The 15,400-nt window shown below is 70.2% G+C and carries 17 protein-coding genes; 16 read left to right on the forward strand and 1 reads right to left on the reverse strand.

What is annotated here, in order from left to right:
- Nucleotides 1-13: 13 nt before the first annotated feature.
- From prmC to AB0F71_RS16075, 16 genes are all read left to right on the forward strand, one after another.
- On the forward strand, nucleotides 14-880 hold the full coding sequence (prmC, locus tag AB0F71_RS16000) for a peptide chain release factor N(5)-glutamine methyltransferase (RefSeq protein ID WP_360233602.1): 867 nt from the start codon (nucleotides 14-16) through the stop codon (nucleotides 878-880).
- An 87-nt stretch (nucleotides 881-967) separates the two neighbouring features.
- Nucleotides 968-1,615, forward strand: a complete 648-nt coding sequence (locus tag AB0F71_RS16005; RefSeq protein WP_360233605.1) for an L-threonylcarbamoyladenylate synthase — start codon at nucleotides 968-970, stop codon at nucleotides 1,613-1,615.
- Between the two features lie 32 nt (nucleotides 1,616-1,647).
- Complete coding sequence (locus tag AB0F71_RS16010) at nucleotides 1,648-2,289, forward strand: protein-tyrosine-phosphatase (RefSeq protein WP_360233710.1); 642 nt, start codon at nucleotides 1,648-1,650, stop codon at nucleotides 2,287-2,289.
- A 109-nt stretch (nucleotides 2,290-2,398) separates the two neighbouring features.
- Nucleotides 2,399-3,679 carry a serine hydroxymethyltransferase gene (locus AB0F71_RS16015; protein WP_360233608.1) on the forward strand — a complete coding sequence of 427 codons (1,281 nt, stop codon included), beginning with the start codon at nucleotides 2,399-2,401 and terminating at the stop codon, nucleotides 3,677-3,679.
- Between the two features lie 173 nt (nucleotides 3,680-3,852).
- Complete coding sequence (locus tag AB0F71_RS16020) at nucleotides 3,853-5,133, forward strand: MraY family glycosyltransferase (protein ID WP_360233611.1); 1,281 nt, start codon at nucleotides 3,853-3,855, stop codon at nucleotides 5,131-5,133.
- A gap of 301 nt (nucleotides 5,134-5,434) precedes the next feature.
- Nucleotides 5,435-5,878: a hypothetical protein gene (locus AB0F71_RS16025; protein WP_360233614.1), complete on the forward strand. Its 444-nt coding sequence runs from the start codon at nucleotides 5,435-5,437 to the stop codon at nucleotides 5,876-5,878.
- Between the two features lie 285 nt (nucleotides 5,879-6,163).
- The gene (gene atpB / locus AB0F71_RS16030) at nucleotides 6,164-6,979 is read left to right on the forward strand and encodes a F0F1 ATP synthase subunit A (RefSeq protein ID WP_360233617.1); all 816 of its coding nucleotides are present in this window, start codon (nucleotides 6,164-6,166) and stop codon (nucleotides 6,977-6,979) included.
- Nucleotides 6,980-7,063: 84 nt separating this feature from the next.
- The gene (gene atpE / locus AB0F71_RS16035) at nucleotides 7,064-7,297 is read left to right on the forward strand and encodes an ATP synthase F0 subunit C (protein WP_360233620.1); all 234 of its coding nucleotides are present in this window, start codon (nucleotides 7,064-7,066) and stop codon (nucleotides 7,295-7,297) included.
- Nucleotides 7,298-7,334: 37 nt separating this feature from the next.
- Nucleotides 7,335-7,895, forward strand: a complete 561-nt coding sequence (locus AB0F71_RS16040) for a F0F1 ATP synthase subunit B (RefSeq protein ID WP_360233623.1) — start codon at nucleotides 7,335-7,337, stop codon at nucleotides 7,893-7,895.
- Nucleotides 7,892-8,707 (forward strand): F0F1 ATP synthase subunit delta, encoded by an 816-nt coding sequence (locus tag AB0F71_RS16045; RefSeq protein ID WP_360233626.1) that lies wholly within the window; start codon nucleotides 7,892-7,894, stop codon nucleotides 8,705-8,707. Before AB0F71_RS16040 ends, AB0F71_RS16045 begins: the two co-directional genes overlap by 4 nt.
- 172 nt (nucleotides 8,708-8,879) lie before the next feature.
- Complete coding sequence (gene atpA / locus AB0F71_RS16050) at nucleotides 8,880-10,454, forward strand: F0F1 ATP synthase subunit alpha (protein ID WP_360233628.1); 1,575 nt, start codon at nucleotides 8,880-8,882, stop codon at nucleotides 10,452-10,454.
- 32 nt (nucleotides 10,455-10,486) lie between these two features.
- Nucleotides 10,487-11,401, forward strand: a complete 915-nt coding sequence (locus tag AB0F71_RS16055) for a F0F1 ATP synthase subunit gamma (protein WP_360233631.1) — start codon at nucleotides 10,487-10,489, stop codon at nucleotides 11,399-11,401.
- Between the two features lie 2 nt (nucleotides 11,402-11,403).
- Nucleotides 11,404-12,849, forward strand: coding sequence for a F0F1 ATP synthase subunit beta (gene atpD, locus AB0F71_RS16060; protein WP_360233634.1), 1,446 nt, complete (start codon nucleotides 11,404-11,406; stop codon nucleotides 12,847-12,849).
- Nucleotides 12,850-13,033: 184 nt separating this feature from the next.
- On the forward strand, nucleotides 13,034-13,417 hold the full coding sequence (locus AB0F71_RS16065; RefSeq protein ID WP_360233637.1) for a F0F1 ATP synthase subunit epsilon: 384 nt from the start codon (nucleotides 13,034-13,036) through the stop codon (nucleotides 13,415-13,417).
- Nucleotides 13,418-13,567: 150 nt separating this feature from the next.
- Nucleotides 13,568-14,068, forward strand: a complete 501-nt coding sequence (locus AB0F71_RS16070; RefSeq protein ID WP_030057523.1) for a DUF2550 domain-containing protein — start codon at nucleotides 13,568-13,570, stop codon at nucleotides 14,066-14,068.
- 22 nt (nucleotides 14,069-14,090) lie between these two features.
- Nucleotides 14,091-14,663 (forward strand): cob(I)yrinic acid a,c-diamide adenosyltransferase, encoded by a 573-nt coding sequence (locus AB0F71_RS16075; protein WP_360233640.1) that lies wholly within the window; start codon nucleotides 14,091-14,093, stop codon nucleotides 14,661-14,663.
- 19 nt (nucleotides 14,664-14,682) lie between these two features.
- Here AB0F71_RS16075 and AB0F71_RS16080 read toward each other — a convergent pair whose 3' ends face one another.
- Entirely contained in the window at nucleotides 14,683-15,288 is a 606-nt protein-coding gene (locus AB0F71_RS16080) for a hypothetical protein (protein ID WP_360233643.1), read from the reverse strand.
- Nucleotides 15,289-15,400: the final 112 nt, after the last annotated feature.

Below are 15,400 nucleotides of genomic sequence, written 5' to 3' on the forward strand. Positions count from 1 at the left end.
TGAGGTCGTACGGATGAACCTGCTGCTCGCCGAGGTGGCCCAGGCCACCCAGCGGTTGGCCGCGGCCGGCGTGCCGTCGCCGCGCTTCGACGCGGAGGAACTTGCCGCCTACGTCCACAACGTCAAGCGCAGCCAGCTGCACACCGTGCAGGACGCCGACTTCGACGCCCGCTACTGGGAGGCGGTCTCGCGCCGCGAGGCCCGCGAGCCGCTGCAGCACATCACCGGGCGGGCGTTCTTCCGCTACCTCGAACTGGCGGTCGGCCCCGGGGTGTTCGTGCCCCGGCCGGAGACCGAGACGGTCGTCGAGTGGGCGATAGACGCGGTGCGCGACATGGACGTCGCCGAGCCGCTGGTGGTCGACCTGTGCTCCGGCTCGGGCGCCATCGCGCTCGCCCTGGCCCAGGAGCTGCCGCGCTCCACCGTGCACGCCTTCGAGCTGGACGCGGGGGCGCTGGAGTACACCCGGCGCAACATCGAGGCCAGCCCGGACCGGGCCAGGGTCACCCTGCACGCCGGTGACGCCACCAAGGCCTTCGAGGACGACCGCTCCTGGGACGGCCGCTTCGACCTGGTGATCTCCAACCCGCCGTACATCCCGCTCACCGAGTGGGAGTACGTCGCGCCGGAGGCCCGCGACCACGACCCGCAGATGTCCCTGTTCTCCGGCGAGGACGGCCTGGACACCATCCGCGGCATCGAGCGGGTGGCCGCCCGGCTGCTCCGCCCGGGCGGCGCGGTGGTGATCGAGCACGCCGACCAGCAGGGCGGCCAGGTGCCGTGGATCTTCAACGAGGAACGCGGTTGGACGGACACGGCCGACCACCGCGACCTGAACAACCGGCCCCGCTTCACGACGGCCCGCAGGGTCGGGTCGTGAACGTCGAGCACCGCACGACCGGCCGCGGGGCCGGGTCGTGAACACCGCCGTGAACGTCATGAGCCTTTCCGGAAGGGGACCGCACCGATGAGCCGCCGCTACGACTGTGCCGACGCCGGGGACCGCGCCACCGGCCTGCGCGAGGCCGCATCGGCCATCCGCCGCGGCGAACTCGTCGTGCTGCCCACCGACACCCTGTACGGGGTCGGTGCGGACGCCTTCTCCCCGGAGGCCGTCGGCGAGCTGCTGGCTGCCAAGGGCCGCGGCCGCAACATGCCCTCGCCCGTCCTGGTCGGCTCGCCGACCACCCTGCACGGCCTGGTCACCGACTTCTCCGAGCAGGCCTGGGAGCTGGTCGACGCGTTCTGGCCCGGCGGTCTCACCCTGGTCGCCAAGCACCAGCCCTCGCTGCGTTGGGACCTCGGCGAGACCCGCGGCACCGTCGCGGTCCGGATGCCGCTGCACCCGGTCGCCATCGAGCTGCTGAACAGCACCGGCCCGCTCGCCGTCTCCAGCGCCAACAAGACCGGCGGCCCGTCCCCGGCGACCTGTGACGAGGCGCAGGCCCAGCTGGGCGACGCCATCTCGGTCTACCTGGACGGCGGCACCGCCGACCACGCCACCGCCTCGTCCATCGTCGACGTCACCGGCAAGGTGCCCGTGCTCCTGCGGGCCGGGGCGATCAGCATCGAGCAGCTGAGGGAGGTCGTCCCCGACCTGGAGGCCGGAAGTTGACACCCACCGCCTCGCTCCATGACGGGCCCGGCATAGCGCCGTACCTGAGCGTGGGTCCCAGGCCGCTGGACCACTTCCGGATCCTGTTCGTCTGTACGGGGAACATCTGCCGCTCGCCGATCGCCGAGCGGCTCACCCGGCGTGAGCTGGACACCCGGCTCAGCCCCCGGGTGGCCGGGCGGATCCTGGTGGAGAGCGCCGGCACCTGGGGCCACGTGGGCGCGCCGATGGAGGACCACGCGGCGACCGTGCTCGACGAGTACGGCGCCGACAGCGGTGGCTTCACCGGCCGGGAACTGCTGGACGAGCACGTGGTCGAGGCCGACCTGGTGCTGACCGCGACCCTGGACCACCGCGCCCAGGTGATCTCGATGGGCCACGAGGCGGGCCTGCGCACCTTCACGATGAAGGAGTTCACCCGGCTGGTCCGGACGATCGACCCGGGCACCCTGCCCGACCCGCGCCGCGGCGCCGACGTCACCGAGCGGGCCCGCGCCCTGGTGCGGGCCGCCGCCGCGCTGCGCGGCTGGCTGCTGGCCGCGACCCCGGAGTCCGACGAGGTGGACGATCCGTACGGCGCTCCGATCGGCATGTTCCGCAACTGCGGCGAGGAGATATTCCACGCGGTCGACCCGGTGGTCACCGCGCTGACGGGCGTGCCCGCGCCGCGCTGACGCCTGCCCGCGCCGCGCTGACGGCCGAACGGCCCCTTCTCGGCGGGCCGGACGGGGGCGACCGTCCTACGCTGGGGGCACCGTCCCTGCCGCGCCCGGGAGCCCTGCCATGACCGTCACCGATGCCGCGACCGGCCCGACCGCGACGACGGGGCGCCCGTGGGCGTCCGAGGCGCTGCACCGGGCGGATCCGCAGATCGCCGACCTGCTGGCCGCCGAGTCCGAGCGGCGCGCCGAAACGATCCAGCTGCTGGCGGGGGAGAACCTGACCACGCCCGCCGTGCTGGCGGCGCTGACCGGGCCGCTGATCGACAAGTACGCCGAGGGCTACCCCGGCCGCCGGCACCACACCGGCTGCGCGCTGGCGGACGCCGCGGAGCTGCTGGCGATCGACCGGGCGCGCGAGCTGTTCGCCGCGCCGCACGCCAACGTCCAGCCCCGGTCGGCGACTTCGGCGATGCTCGCGGCCTACGCGGCGCTGCTGCGGCCCGGTGACGGGGTGCTGGCGATGTCGCTGGAGCACGGTGGCCACCTCAGCTGCGGCTCGCGGGCCAACTTCTCCGGCCGCTGGTTCGAGTTCACCGGCTACGGCGTGCGCGAGGACGACGGCCTGATCGACCTGGACCAGGTGCGCGAGCTGGCCCGGCGGCACCGCCCGAAGGCCGTGGTGGCGGGCTCGATCTCCTACCCCCGGCACCCGGACTGGGCGGCCTTCCGGGAGATCGCCGACGAGGTGGACGCCTATCTGATCGCCTCCGTCGCGCAGACCACCGGCCTGATCGCGGCCGGTGTGGCGCCCTCCCCGGTGCCGTACGCGGACGTCACGGTGGCCGCCACCCACAAGCTGCTGCGCGGCCCGCGCGGCGGCCTGCTGCTGTCCACCGCGGAGCTGGCCGAGCGGATCGACCGGGCGGTGTTCCCGTTCAGCCAGGGCGGCGCGGCGATGAACGAGGTGGCCGGCAAGGCGGTGGCCCTCGCGGAGGCCGGGACGCCCGCCTACCGGGCGTACGCGCAGCGGACGGTGTCCGGGGCGCAGGCGCTCGCCAGGGGGCTCGCAGAGGCCGGAATGCGCCCTCTGACGGGCGGTACCGACACCCACCTGGTGACCGCCGACGTCAGCCCGCTCGGCGTGACCGGTGCGGAGGCCGAACGGCGCTGCGCGGCGGCCGGGTTGCTGCTCGGCAAGTGCGCGCTGCCGTACGACCCGGCGCCGCCCGCCGACGCCTCCGGGATCAGGCTGGGCACGGGCACCGTGACCAGCCAGGGGATGGGGGAGGCGGAGCTGGCCGGGATCGCCGCACTGATCGGCCGGCTGCTCGCCGGGGAGCCCCCCGGGCCGGTCGCGGCGCAGGTCCGGGAGCTGGCGGCGGCCTTCGCGGGGCGGGCCTGAGGCCCGGGCGGCCGCGGGGATTCGGATCTCCTACCCGGGAGAGCGAACCGCGATGCACGTCCCGGGCGTCCGACTCAATAAGGTGTGTGCCGTGGCGACGCACCTCGAACCCCGGGAAGGCAGGGGAGTACCTTCGGTACCTCCCCGTTCGACAGTGATGCAGGAGGCCAGTGGTGCGTGAGTATCTGCTGGTGCTGTTCTGCACCGCCGCCGTCACCTACCTGCTGACCGGCCCGGTCCGGAAGTTCGCCATCGCGGCGGGCGCGATGCCCCCGGTCCGCGCCCGCGACGTGCACCGCGAGCCCACTCCCCGGCTCGGCGGCATCGCGATGTTCGGCGGACTGTGCGCGGGCATCCTGGTCGCCTCCCAGCTGGACAACCTGAGCAAGGTGTTCAACGGGGGCAGCGACATCCGCGCGCTGCTGTCCGGCGCCGGGATCATGTTCCTGCTCGGGGTGCTGGACGACAAGTGGGGCGTGGACGCCCTGGTCAAGCTGGGCGGCCAGATGATCGCCGCCGGCGTGATGGTCTGGCAGGGCGTCACGGTGATCAGCCTCCCGGTGCCCGGTGTCGGTTCGGTCGCGGTGAGCCCGACCCAGGGCATGGTCATCTCGGTCACCCTGGTCGTCGTCATGGTCAACGCGGTGAACTTCATCGACGGACTGGACGGCCTGGCGGGCGGCATGGTCTGCATCGCCGCGATGGCCTTCTTCCTGTACAGCTACCGGCTCTGGTACGGCTACACGATCTCCGACGCGGCCCCCGCCGTGCTGTTCAGCGTGCTGCTGATCGGCATGTGCCTGGGCTTCCTGGCGCACAACATGCACCCCGCGCGGATCTTCATGGGCGACTCCGGCTCGATGATGCTCGGCCTGATGCTGGCCGTCGCGGCGATCTCGATCACCGGCCGGGTCGACCCGGACCTGATCAACAGCGAGACCGGCTCGCAGACCGCCACCGTGCACACCCTGGTGCCGATCTACATCCCGCTGCTGCTGCCGCTGACGGTCATCGCGCTGCCGCTGGCCGACCTGCTGCTCGCGGTGGTGCGCCGCACCTGGGCCGGCCAGTCCCCGTTCGCCGCCGACAAGCGCCACCTGCACCACCGGCTGCTCCAGGTCGGGCACTCGCACAGCCGGGCCGTGCTGATCATGTACTTCTGGGCCGCGCTGATCGCCTTCGGCACGGTCGCCTTCTCGGTGACCAACACCGGCCGCACGGTGGTGCTGACCCTCGCCGGGCTCTGCCTGGTCGGCCTGGTGGTCCTGCTGACGCCGCGGTTCCGGCCGCGGGCGCCCCGGGCGGTGCAGTCCTTCGTCCCGCCGCGGTACCGGCGGCGCTCGCCGTCCGCCCCGATGGCCGAACTGTCGGCGAAGGACAAGCAACTTCTGGGTGAAGCCAGCCGGGGGTCCACCGCGTCCACCGACCACCACAAGGCCACCGGCCGCCGGTGACAGCGAAGTTGACGACCCGCCAGATGGGCTCACCCGTACGGCGGATTCGTTGCGCCGTCGGTGTGACAGGAGCCACACATTCATGGTAAAGCTCTCATCAAATAGTTTGTGATACCGTTCACGAGTACCGAGAACACGCCGAAAGACCTGACAGGTGGAGGACTTCCGTCCCTGGTCGGTCTCCCTCGACGGATCCGCCGCTCACCGCGGGCGGTCCGGCGGCGGCCACTCGGTCCGGTGTCACCCCGCCACCATCTGTGCCCGTCCCCCGCCACATCGACATGCCGCCGGAGCTGCCGACATGCCGTCCACCGACGCCCAGATCCTCCGGGGCGCCGCGATTCCCACTGCGGTCGCCGGGATCATCGCCATGGCGATCTCCTTCGCCGTCGCCGGTGGGAAGGGCCTGCTCGGCGCTTTCTTCGGCGCCATCCTGGTGCTGGCCTTCTTCAGCTCCGGCCAGTTCGCGCTCGAGCGGCTGACCAGGTCGAACCCGCAGATCATGATGGCCGCGGCGCTGATGGTGTACACCACCCAGATCCTGCTGGTCGGCATCGTGCTCGCGGTGTTCAAGGACACCGAGCTCTTCAACCGGCAGACCTTCGCCTTCACGTTGATCGGCTGCGTGCTGGTCTTCACCGGCTTCCAGGTGCGCGGCGCACTCAAGGCCAAGATGTTCTACGTCGACCCCCACGCCTCGGAAAGCAAGGGTGACAAGCCCTCCGACAAGGGTCGTCAACAGTGACGAGGCCCAGCTGTCCCCCCAACGAGGGGGGCGGTGTTTATGCCGCACTGACGGGCTGCTATCGTCCGTCGCAACAACGGAGTACGGGAAGAGGCCAGGTCTGTCCGGACATTGGACGGATCGCCCCCCGGACCCGCGCAGTCTTCGATGATCCCGTGGTCGCGCAGCGCGCCGTCGCGCGGGGTCGGCGAGAAACCCATCAAGTTCCAGTGCCGCTCCGTGGTCGCAGGCCACGCCGACACACCGAGGTTGCCGTAACCATGCGTCACGACGAAGGAGTCCGTGGTGAGTGCTGAACTCACGTCCTCGCTCGCCTCAGGCAGTTGCCACTTCGGGGACGCTGGCTGCGGCTTCCCGGCCCCGGGCCTGAACGAGTTCCAGTTCAAGCCGATCTTCTCGGTCGGCGGCGTCGACTTCAACAAGCCGATGCTGCTGTCGATCATCGTCGCGCTCCTGATCGTCGTGTTCTTCTGGGCCGCCTTCGCCAAGCCGCGCCTGGTCCCCGGCAAGCTGCAGCTGGTCGCCGAGATCGGTTACGACTTCGTCAAGCGCTCGATCGCGCTGGAGACGATCGGCAAGCGGGGCGAGAAGTACGTCCCGATGCTGGTCTCGATGTTCTTCTTCATCTGGTTGATGAACATCATGTCGATCATCCCGTTCGCCCAGTTCCCGGTGACGGCGGCGATCGCGTTCCCGGCCGGTCTGGCCGCGGTCGTGTGGATCACCTACATGACGCTGACCTTCAAGACCCACGGGTTCGTCGGCGGCATGAAGAACCTCTGCTGGCCGTCGGGCATCCCGGGCTGGGTCATGTTCATCCTGGTCCCGATCGAGTTCTTCTCGAACATCTTCGTGCGCCCCTTCACCCTGGCGGTCCGAGCCTTCGCGAACATGTTCGCCGGCCACCTGCTGGTCGTGATGTTCTCCGTCGCCTCCTGGTACCTGCTCAGCCCGACCCTGGGCGCGCTGTACGGCTCGGCCTCCTTCGTGGTCGCCGTCGGCCTCACCGCCTTCGAGCTGCTGGTCCAGTTCCTGCAGGCCTACATCTTCGTGATGCTGGCCAGCAGCTACATCGCCGGTGCCCTGGAAGAGGCGCACTGAGCCACGCAGCTCCGGCTGCCACCCCTCCCGAACGCCCGGTGGCCAACCACCACCGGTCCACCACCCCGCAAAGGACAAGCTGAAATGCAGAACCTCGCTGAGGTCTACGGTTCCGTCGCCTCCCTCGGTTACGGCCTCGCCGCGATCGGCCCCGGCATCGGTGTTGGTCTCATCTTCGGTAACGGTGTCCAGGCCATGGCCCGTCAGCCCGAGGCTGTCGGTCTGATCCGCACCAACATGTTCATCGGCTTCGCGCTGACCGAGGCGCTCGCCCTCATCGGCATCGTCATGCCGTTCGTCTTCGGCGCCGGCAAGTAATTCCCACGCCGTAGACCCTTTCGAGGAAGGTCCAGATATGAGTTTCGCGGCACAGCTCGCGGAGGAGGGGGAGAAGATGAACCCCCTGCTTCCCGCGTGGCCCGAGATCATCATCGGCCTGCTCTGCTTCTTCATCGTCTTCGGTCTGCTCGGCAAGAAGCTCCTCCCCAGCATCGAGAAGGTGCTGTCGGAGCGCCGGGACGCCATCGAAGGCGGCATGGAGCGCGCCGAGGCCGCCCAGGCGGAGGCCCAGGCCCTGCTTGAGCAGTACCGCGCCGAGCTCGCCGAGGCGCGCCACGAGGCTGCCCGCATCGTCGAGCAGGCTCGCGAGCAGGGCGCCGCCCAGCTCGCCGAGATGCGCGAGGAGGGCCAGCGTCAGCGCGAGGCCATCGTCGCCGCCGGCCACGCCCAGATCGAGGCCGACAAGAAGCAGGCGACTGCCGCCCTGCGTCAGGACGTGGGTTCGCTGGCCACCCAGCTGGCTTCCCGCATCGTCGGCGAGTCCCTCGAGGACAACGCCCGGCAGAGCGGCGTGATCGACCGCTTCCTGAACGAGCTCGAGGCCAAGGCCGCCGTGGCTCAGGGTGCGGCCAAGTGATCGGCGCCAGCCGCGAGGCGCTCGCCGCCGGCCGGCAGAACCTGGACAGCCTGACCGACTCCACCTCGGTGGACGCGGCCAAGCTCGCCGAGGAACTCACCGCCGTCACGGCCGTGCTGGACCGCGAGGTGTCGCTGCGCCGCGTGCTGACCGACCCGTCCCGGTCGGGGCAGGACAAGGCCCAGCTGGTCACCTCGCTGCTGACCGGTCAGGTCTCCGGCGAGACCGTCGACCTGGTCTCCGGCCTGGTCCGGTCCCGCTGGTCGGGTGCGCGTGACCTGGTGGACGCGACCGAGGAGCTCGCCGCCTACGCCGAGGTCATCGCCGCGGACAAGGCCGGCGCCCTGGACGACGTCGAGGACGAGCTGTTCCGCTTCGGCCGGGTGGTCAGCGGCTCGCACGAGCTGCGCGCCGCGCTCACCGAGCCGAAGGCCGGCACCGGCGCGAAGGCCGGGCTGATCAACAAGCTGCTCGGCGGCCGCGCCAACGCCGGCACCGTCCGGCTGGTCACCGCCCTCGTCAACGCGCCGCGCGGCCGTAGCCTGGAGCAGGGCCTCGAGTCCTACTCGAAGCTCGCCGCCGCGCGCCGCGGCCGCATGGTGGCCCTGGTCACCAGCGCGGTGCCGCTGTCGGACACCCAGAAGGAGCGCCTCACCGGTGCTCTGGGCCGGATGTACGGCCGCCAGGTCCACCTGAACATCGACGTCGACCCCGAGGTCGTCGGCGGTGTGCGGGTGCAGATCGGCGACGAGATCATCGACGGCACCGTGTCGAGCCGCCTCGAAGGCGCTCGTCAGTCGCTCGAAGGCTGAGCAGCACCGAGCAGCACCGAGCAGCCCATCCGACCCTCGGTCGGGAAACCGGCTCCCCATGGAGTCGGCAAAACGTACGGCCGGTTCATACGACCCGGCCGAGAGTCGAGTACTTGCGGCCGGCCCTCAACGGCGGGCCGAGGATCGCAAACTAGGAGAGCAGGGAAGCCTGATGGCGGAGCTTACGATCCGTCCGGAGGAGATCCGGGACGCGCTGGCCGACTTTGTCCAGTCGTACCAGCCGGACGCCGCTTCTGTGGAAGAGGTCGGCACGGTCACTGACGCGGCGGACGGCATCGCGCATGTCGAGGGCCTGCCCTCGGTCATGGCGAACGAGCTGCTGAAGTTCGAGGACGGCACGCTCGGCCTCGCGCTGAACCTCGACACCCGCGAGATCGGTGTCGTCGTCCTCGGTGAGTTCGGCGGTATCGAAGAGGGCCAGACCGTGCGCCGCACCGGCGAGGTCCTCTCGGTTCCGGTCGGCGACGGCTACCTCGGCCGCGTCGTGGACCCGCTGGGCAACCCGATCGACGGCCTCGGCGAGATCGCCGCCACCGGCCGTCGCGCCCTTGAGCTGCAGGCCCCCGGCGTCATGGCCCGCAAGTCGGTCAAGCAGCCGCTGCAGACCGGTATCAAGGCCATCGACGCGATGACCCCGATCGGCCGTGGCCAGCGTCAGCTGATCATCGGTGACCGCCAGACCGGCAAGACCGCGGTGGCCGTCGACACGATCATCAACCAGCGCGACAACTGGCGCTCGGGCGACCCGGAGAAGCAGGTCCGCTGCATCTACGTCGCCGTGGGCCAGAAGGGCTCCACCATCGCGTCCGTCCGCGGCGCCCTGGAGGAGGCCGGCGCGCTGGAGTACACCACCATCGTGGCCGCTCCCGCGTCCGACCCGGCCGGTTTCAAGTACCTGGCCCCGTACACCGGTTCGGCCATCGGCCAGGAGTGGATGTACGACGGCAAGCACGTCCTGATCATCTTCGACGACCTGTCGAAGCAGGCCGAGGCCTACCGTTCCGTCTCCCTGCTGCTGCGCCGCCCGCCGGGCCGCGAGGCCTACCCGGGTGACGTCTTCTACCTGCACTCCCGCCTGCTGGAGCGCTGCGCGAAGCTGAACGACGCCCTGGGCGGCGGCTCGATGACCGGTCTGCCGATCATCGAGACCAAGGCCAACGACGTCTCGGCGTACATCCCGACCAACGTCATCTCCATCACCGACGGCCAGTGCTTCCTGGAGTCCGACCTGTTCAACGCCGGCATCCGCCCGGCCGTGAACGTCGGTATCTCGGTCTCCCGCGTCGGTGGTTCCGCCCAGATCAAGGCCATGCGCTCGGTCGCCGGCCGTCTGCGCCTGGACCTCGCCCAGTACCGTGAGCTGGAGGCCTTCGCCGGCTTCGGCTCCGACCTGGACGCGGCCTCCAAGGCCCAGCTGGAGCGCGGTGCGCGCATGGTCGAGCTGCTCAAGCAGGGCCAGTACCAGCCGTTCCCGGTCGAGGAGCAGGTCGTCTCCATCTGGGCCGGTACCACCGGCAAGCTGGACGACGTCCCGGTCGCCGAGATCCGCCGCTTCGAGCGCGAGTTCCTGGACCACGTCCGCCTGCAGCACAAGGACCTGCTCGCCGGCATCGTCGAGACCGGTCTGCTGGCCGACGGCACCGTCGACGCCCTGACCGGCGCGATCGAGGCCTTCAAGCAGGGTTACCAGACCGCCGACGGCAAGCTGCTCTCCGAGCAGGCCTGAGTCCGGTAGCGAGGGAAAGGACGTAACGACCCATGGGAGCACAGCTTCGGGTCTACAAGCGCCGGATCCGCTCTGTCACCGCGACGAAGAAGATCACCAAGGCGATGGAGATGATCTCCGCGGCGCGCATCGGCAAGGCGCAGCGCGCGGTGGCGGCCTCCGCTCCGTACGCCGATGAGCTCACCCGGGCGGTGACGGCGGTGGCCACCCGGTCCAACGCCAAGCACCCGCTCACCACCGAGAACCCGAACGCCACCCGCGCGGCGGTCCTGCTGATCACGGCGGACCGCGGCCTGGCCGGCGGTTACTCGTCCAACGCCATCAAGGCCTCGCTGACGCTCTCCGAGCGCCTGCGCGGCGAGGGCAAGGACGTCGTGACCTACGTCGTCGGTCGGAAGGGTCTGTCGTACTACACCTTCCGCAACCTGGCGGTGGGGAACTCGTGGACGGGCTTCTCGGACAAGCCGACCTACGGCGACGCGAAGATGGTGGCGGCCGAGCTGATCGAGGCCTTCACGGCCGAGACCGGCGGCGTGGACGAACTCCACGTGGTCTCGACCGAGTTCGTGTCCATGCTGACGCAGGACGCGGTCGCGGCGCGGCTGCTGCCGCTGAAGCTGGACGAGGTCCAGCTCAGCGACCAGTCGCCGGCCAAGTCGGAGATCTTCCCGCTGTACGACTTCGAACCGTCGGCGGAGGGCGTGCTCGACGCGCTGCTGCCGCGGTACGTCGAGAGCCGGATCTACAACGCGCTGCTGCAGTCGGCCGCTTCCGAGCACGCCGCCCGCCGCCGCGCGATGAAGAGCGCGACGGACAATGCCGGCGAGCTCATCAAGTCGCTCACGCGGCTTGCCAACTCGGCCCGTCAGGCCGAGATCACCCAGGAAATCAGCGAGATCGTCGGCGGCGCCAACGCCCTCGCCGACGCTAGCCGCGGGAGCGAATGAGAATGACCACCACTGTTGAGCCGACCACGGCGACGGGCCGCGTCGCGCGGGTCATCGGCCCGGTCGTCGACGTGGAGTTCCCCGTCGACGCGATTCCGGAGATGTACAACGCCCTGCACGTCGAGGTGGACAACCCCGACGGCACGGGCAAGAAGACCCTCACCCTCGAGGTCGCCCAGCACCTCGGCGACGGCCTGGTCCGCGGCATCTCGATGCAGCCGACCGACGGCCTGGTCCGCGGTTCGCAGGTCACCGACACCGGTGCCGCGATCTCCGTGCCGGTTGGCCAGATCACCAAGGGCAAGGTGTTCAACGCCCTCGGTGACGTGCTGAACGTCGACAAGGCGGAGTTCGACAAGCAGGTCGAGGTCCGCTGGCCGATCCACCGCAAGGCGCCCGCCTTCAAGGACCTCGAGTCCAAGACCGAGATGTTCGAGACCGGCATCAAGGTCATCGACCTGCTCACCCCGTACGTCACGGGTGGCAAGATCGGTCTGTTCGGTGGTGCCGGTGTCGGCAAGACCGTTCTGATCCAGGAGATGATCTACCGCGTCGCCGAGAACTTCGGTGGTGTGTCGGTGTTCGCCGGCGTCGGCGAGCGCACCCGTGAGGGCAACGACCTCATCGACGAGATGGTCGACTCGGGCGTTCTGGACAAGACCGCGCTGGTCTTCGGCCAGATGGACGAGCCGCCGGGCACCCGTCTGCGCGTCGCGCTCTCCGCGCTGACCATGGCGGAGTACTTCCGTGACGTCGAGAAGCAGGACGTGCTCCTCTTCATCGACAACATCTTCCGGTTCACCCAGGCCGGTTCCGAGGTGTCGACCCTGCTCGGCCGCATGCCCTCCGCGGTGGGCTACCAGCCGAACCTGGCCGACGAGATGGGCCTCCTCCAGGAGCGCATCACCTCGACCCGCGGTCACTCGATCACCTCGATGCAGGCGATCTACGTCCCCGCGGACGACCTGACCGACCCGGCCCCGGCCACCACCTTCGCCCACCTGGACGCGACCACCGTTCTGTCGCGCCCGATCTCGGAGAAGGGCATCTACCCGGCCGTCGACCCGCTGGACTCCACGTCCCGCATCCTCGACCCGCGGTACATCGCGCAGAACCACTACGAGACGGCCATCCGCGTCAAGGGGATCCTGCAGAAGTACAAGGACCTCCAGGACATCATCGCCATCCTCGGTATGGACGAGCTGTCCGAAGAGGACAAGATCACGGTGCACCGCGCCCGTCGCATCGAGCGCTTCCTCTCGCAGAACACCTACGTGGCGAAGCAGTTCACCGGTGTCGAGGGCTCGACCGTGCCGCTGTCGGAGACCATCGAGGCCTTCAACTCGATCGCCGACGGCAAGTACGACTCCGTCCCGGAGCAGGCCTTCTTCATGTGCGGTGGCATCGAGGACCTCGAGAAGAACGCCGCCGAGCTGGCGAAGAAGTAGTCGCGGCCGGTAGCAGCTGAGTGACCGTGAGGGGTGGCCCCCGAGCCTGGGGACCACCCCTCGCGGCACATCGGCTGTGATTCCGGTCAAATCCGTGCCGCCGGTTTCATGCCGGGGGCGCGGGGCCGTTATTCTTACCGAAACTCCCGAGTAATCGGGGGTTGCATGAGCCTAGGAGCCCACGTTGGCTGAGCTGCACGTCGAGCTGGTCGCAGCCGACCGCAAGGTGTGGTCCGGTGCGGCCACCATCGTCGTCGCCCGTACGGCCTCCGGTGACACCGGCATCATGCCGGGCCACACCCCGGTGCTGAGCGTGCTGGAGACCGGTCCGGTCACCATCCGCACGGTGGACGGCGGCACCGTCATCGCCGCGGTGCACGGCGGCTTCATCTCCTTCGCCGACAACAAGCTGTCTCTGCTCGCGGAGATCGCCGAGCTGGCGGACGAGATCGATGTCGCGCGTGCCGAGCGCGCGCTGGAGGCGGCCAAGTCCGACCTGGACGCGCACGCCGAGCGTCGCGCCGAGGTCCGGCTGTTCGCGGCGCGCGGCCTCAAGGCCCACGCCTGAGTGTGCCGGACCCCGACTTCGCGGGGTCGACCGACGGTCCCGGGGACGCCTGAGCGTGACCCCGGGACTGTCGTCGTAGTTGGTAGGTCAGCGTGGTCGTCCGGGACGGCCGCAAAACGGGGAACGCGGGTAGCGAGGAGGTAGGTGAGCATGGTCCTCGCGCTTGTGGTGTGTGCGGCGGTCGTGGCGCTGGGAGTGATCGGCCTGATGGCCTTCGCCGTACGCCGCCGCCTGATCCAGCGGGTCGGCGGCACGTTCGACTGCAGTTACCGGCTCAAAATGCCCGCCGACGCCTCGACGCAGCCCGACCTCGACGAGAACGGCAAACCCACCTCAGCCCCGGTCCCCCCGACCGACGGCAAGGGGTGGGTTTTCGGTATCGGGCGGTACAGCGGCGACTCGATCGAGTGGTTCCGGGTCTTCTCGTACGCCCCGCGGCCGCGCAAGGTCCTGCCCCGCCGGGAGATCGAGGTCCTGGGCCGGCGCTACCCGGAGGGCCAGGAGGAGCTGGCGCTGCTCTCCGGCTCGGTGGTGCTGCGCTGCCTGCACAACGGGGCGCCGCTGGAGCTGGCGATGAGCGAGGACGCGCTCACCGGCTTCCTGGCCTGGCTGGAGGCGGCCCCGCCCGGGCAAAGGGTCAACGTCGCCTGACCTCCCCGGCTAGGCTGGCCGCATGGTCAATCTGACGCGCATCTACACCCGTACCGGGGACGACGGCAGCACCGCGCTCGGCGACATGAGCCGGACCACCAAGACCGACCCGCGGCTGATGGCGTACGCCGACGCCAACGAGGCGAACGCGGCGATCGGGGTGGCCCTCGCGGTCGGCGCACTGCCGGAGGACGTCGCGGCCGTGCTCGTCAGGGTCCAGAACGACCTGTTCGACGTCGGCGCCGACCTCTCCACGCCCGTGGTCGAGGACCCGAAGTACCCGCCGCTGCGGGTGCTCCAGTCCTACGTGGACCGGCTGGAGGGGGACTGCGACCACTACCTGGAGCAGGTGGAGAAGCTGCGCAGCTTCATCCTCCCCGGCGGCACGCCCGGCGCGGCCCACCTGCACCTGGCCTGCACGGTGGTGCGGCGGGCCGAGCGCTCGACCTGGGCGGCGATCGACGCGTACGGGGACTCCGTCAACCCGCTGACCGCGAAGTACCTCAACCGGCTGTCCGACCTGCTGTTCATCCTGGCCCGGGTGGCCAACAAGGAGCGCGGCGACGTGCTCTGGGTGCCGGGGGAGAACCGCTAGGGCCCGTCGTCGACGGACCCTACGAGGCGTCCTGGGACACCTTCTCCGGGGCGGGTTGCTCGACCACCCGGCCGTCCACCACGGTGACGCCCGCCGGCGGCTCCTTGGGCCAGCGCGAGAAGCAGCCGGCCACGATCACGTTGACCACGGCCGCGATGCCCAGCCTCCAGTACCACTGGGCGAAGGTGCCGAAGTGGGCGGAGCCGGCCGACAGCGGGACGAGCAGGCTGATCAGCGCCAGGGTGATCACGGCGGAGACGACCGTCCGCTTGGCGATCTGCCACTCGTACGCCGTCCGCTCCGGGCCGTACTTGGGGGAGGGCAGCGGCTTGGGGCCGCCGGCGAAGCGGTGCAGGAAGTGCCGGTCGGCCCAGGCGACCAGCGAGGGCCCGTAGCCGACCGAGAAGCCGGCGTAGCTCGCGGCCAGGGCGTGCATCCAGCTCGCCTGCGCGCCGCCGCGCAGGTTCAGCACGGTGAGGGCGTACAGGGCGAGGTCCACCACCGGCAGGCCGATCAGCAGCACGGTGCTGGCGCGGCGCCACCGCAGCAGGTAGCGGGCGGAGAGGGCGAGGCCGAGCACGATCCACCAGGAGATCTCGGCCGCGACGATGAGGGTGACGATCACTTCTGCTCCCGGTCGTTTTCGGCGGTGCCCCCAGCCTCGTGCGCGGGCGCGGTGCTGTCGTCGTCGCCCGGTGCCGTCCTGGCCTGCACCTTTCGATGTAGTGGGCTCCTCC

Origin of the sequence: Kitasatospora sp. NPDC028055, from assembly GCF_040637885.1 — a bacterium.
Classification (GTDB): Bacteria; Actinomycetota; Actinomycetes; order Streptomycetales; family Streptomycetaceae; genus Kitasatospora.

What these genes read in the sequence shown, in the direction of transcription:
- atpE (WP_360233620.1), top strand. Translation starts at nt 7,064, where the DNA reads ATGCAGAACCTCGCTGAGGTCTACGGTTCCGTCGCCTCCCTCGGTTAC.
- atpA (WP_360233628.1), top strand. Translation starts at nt 8,880, where the DNA reads ATGGCGGAGCTTACGATCCGTCCGGAGGAGATCCGGGACGCGCTGGCC.
- AB0F71_RS16075 (WP_360233640.1), top strand. Translation starts at nt 14,091, where the DNA reads ATGGTCAATCTGACGCGCATCTACACCCGTACCGGGGACGACGGCAGC.
- AB0F71_RS16015 (WP_360233608.1), top strand. Translation starts at nt 2,399, where the DNA reads ATGACCGTCACCGATGCCGCGACCGGCCCGACCGCGACGACGGGGCGC.
- prmC (WP_360233602.1), top strand. Translation starts at nt 14, where the DNA reads ATGAACCTGCTGCTCGCCGAGGTGGCCCAGGCCACCCAGCGGTTGGCC.
- AB0F71_RS16055 (WP_360233631.1), top strand. Translation starts at nt 10,487, where the DNA reads ATGGGAGCACAGCTTCGGGTCTACAAGCGCCGGATCCGCTCTGTCACC.
- AB0F71_RS16005 (WP_360233605.1), top strand. Translation starts at nt 968, where the DNA reads ATGAGCCGCCGCTACGACTGTGCCGACGCCGGGGACCGCGCCACCGGC.
- AB0F71_RS16025 (WP_360233614.1), top strand. Translation starts at nt 5,435, where the DNA reads ATGCCGTCCACCGACGCCCAGATCCTCCGGGGCGCCGCGATTCCCACT.
- AB0F71_RS16040 (WP_360233623.1), top strand. Translation starts at nt 7,335, where the DNA reads ATGAGTTTCGCGGCACAGCTCGCGGAGGAGGGGGAGAAGATGAACCCC.
- atpD (WP_360233634.1), top strand. Translation starts at nt 11,404, where the DNA reads ATGACCACCACTGTTGAGCCGACCACGGCGACGGGCCGCGTCGCGCGG.
- AB0F71_RS16070 (WP_030057523.1), top strand. Translation starts at nt 13,568, where the DNA reads ATGGTCCTCGCGCTTGTGGTGTGTGCGGCGGTCGTGGCGCTGGGAGTG.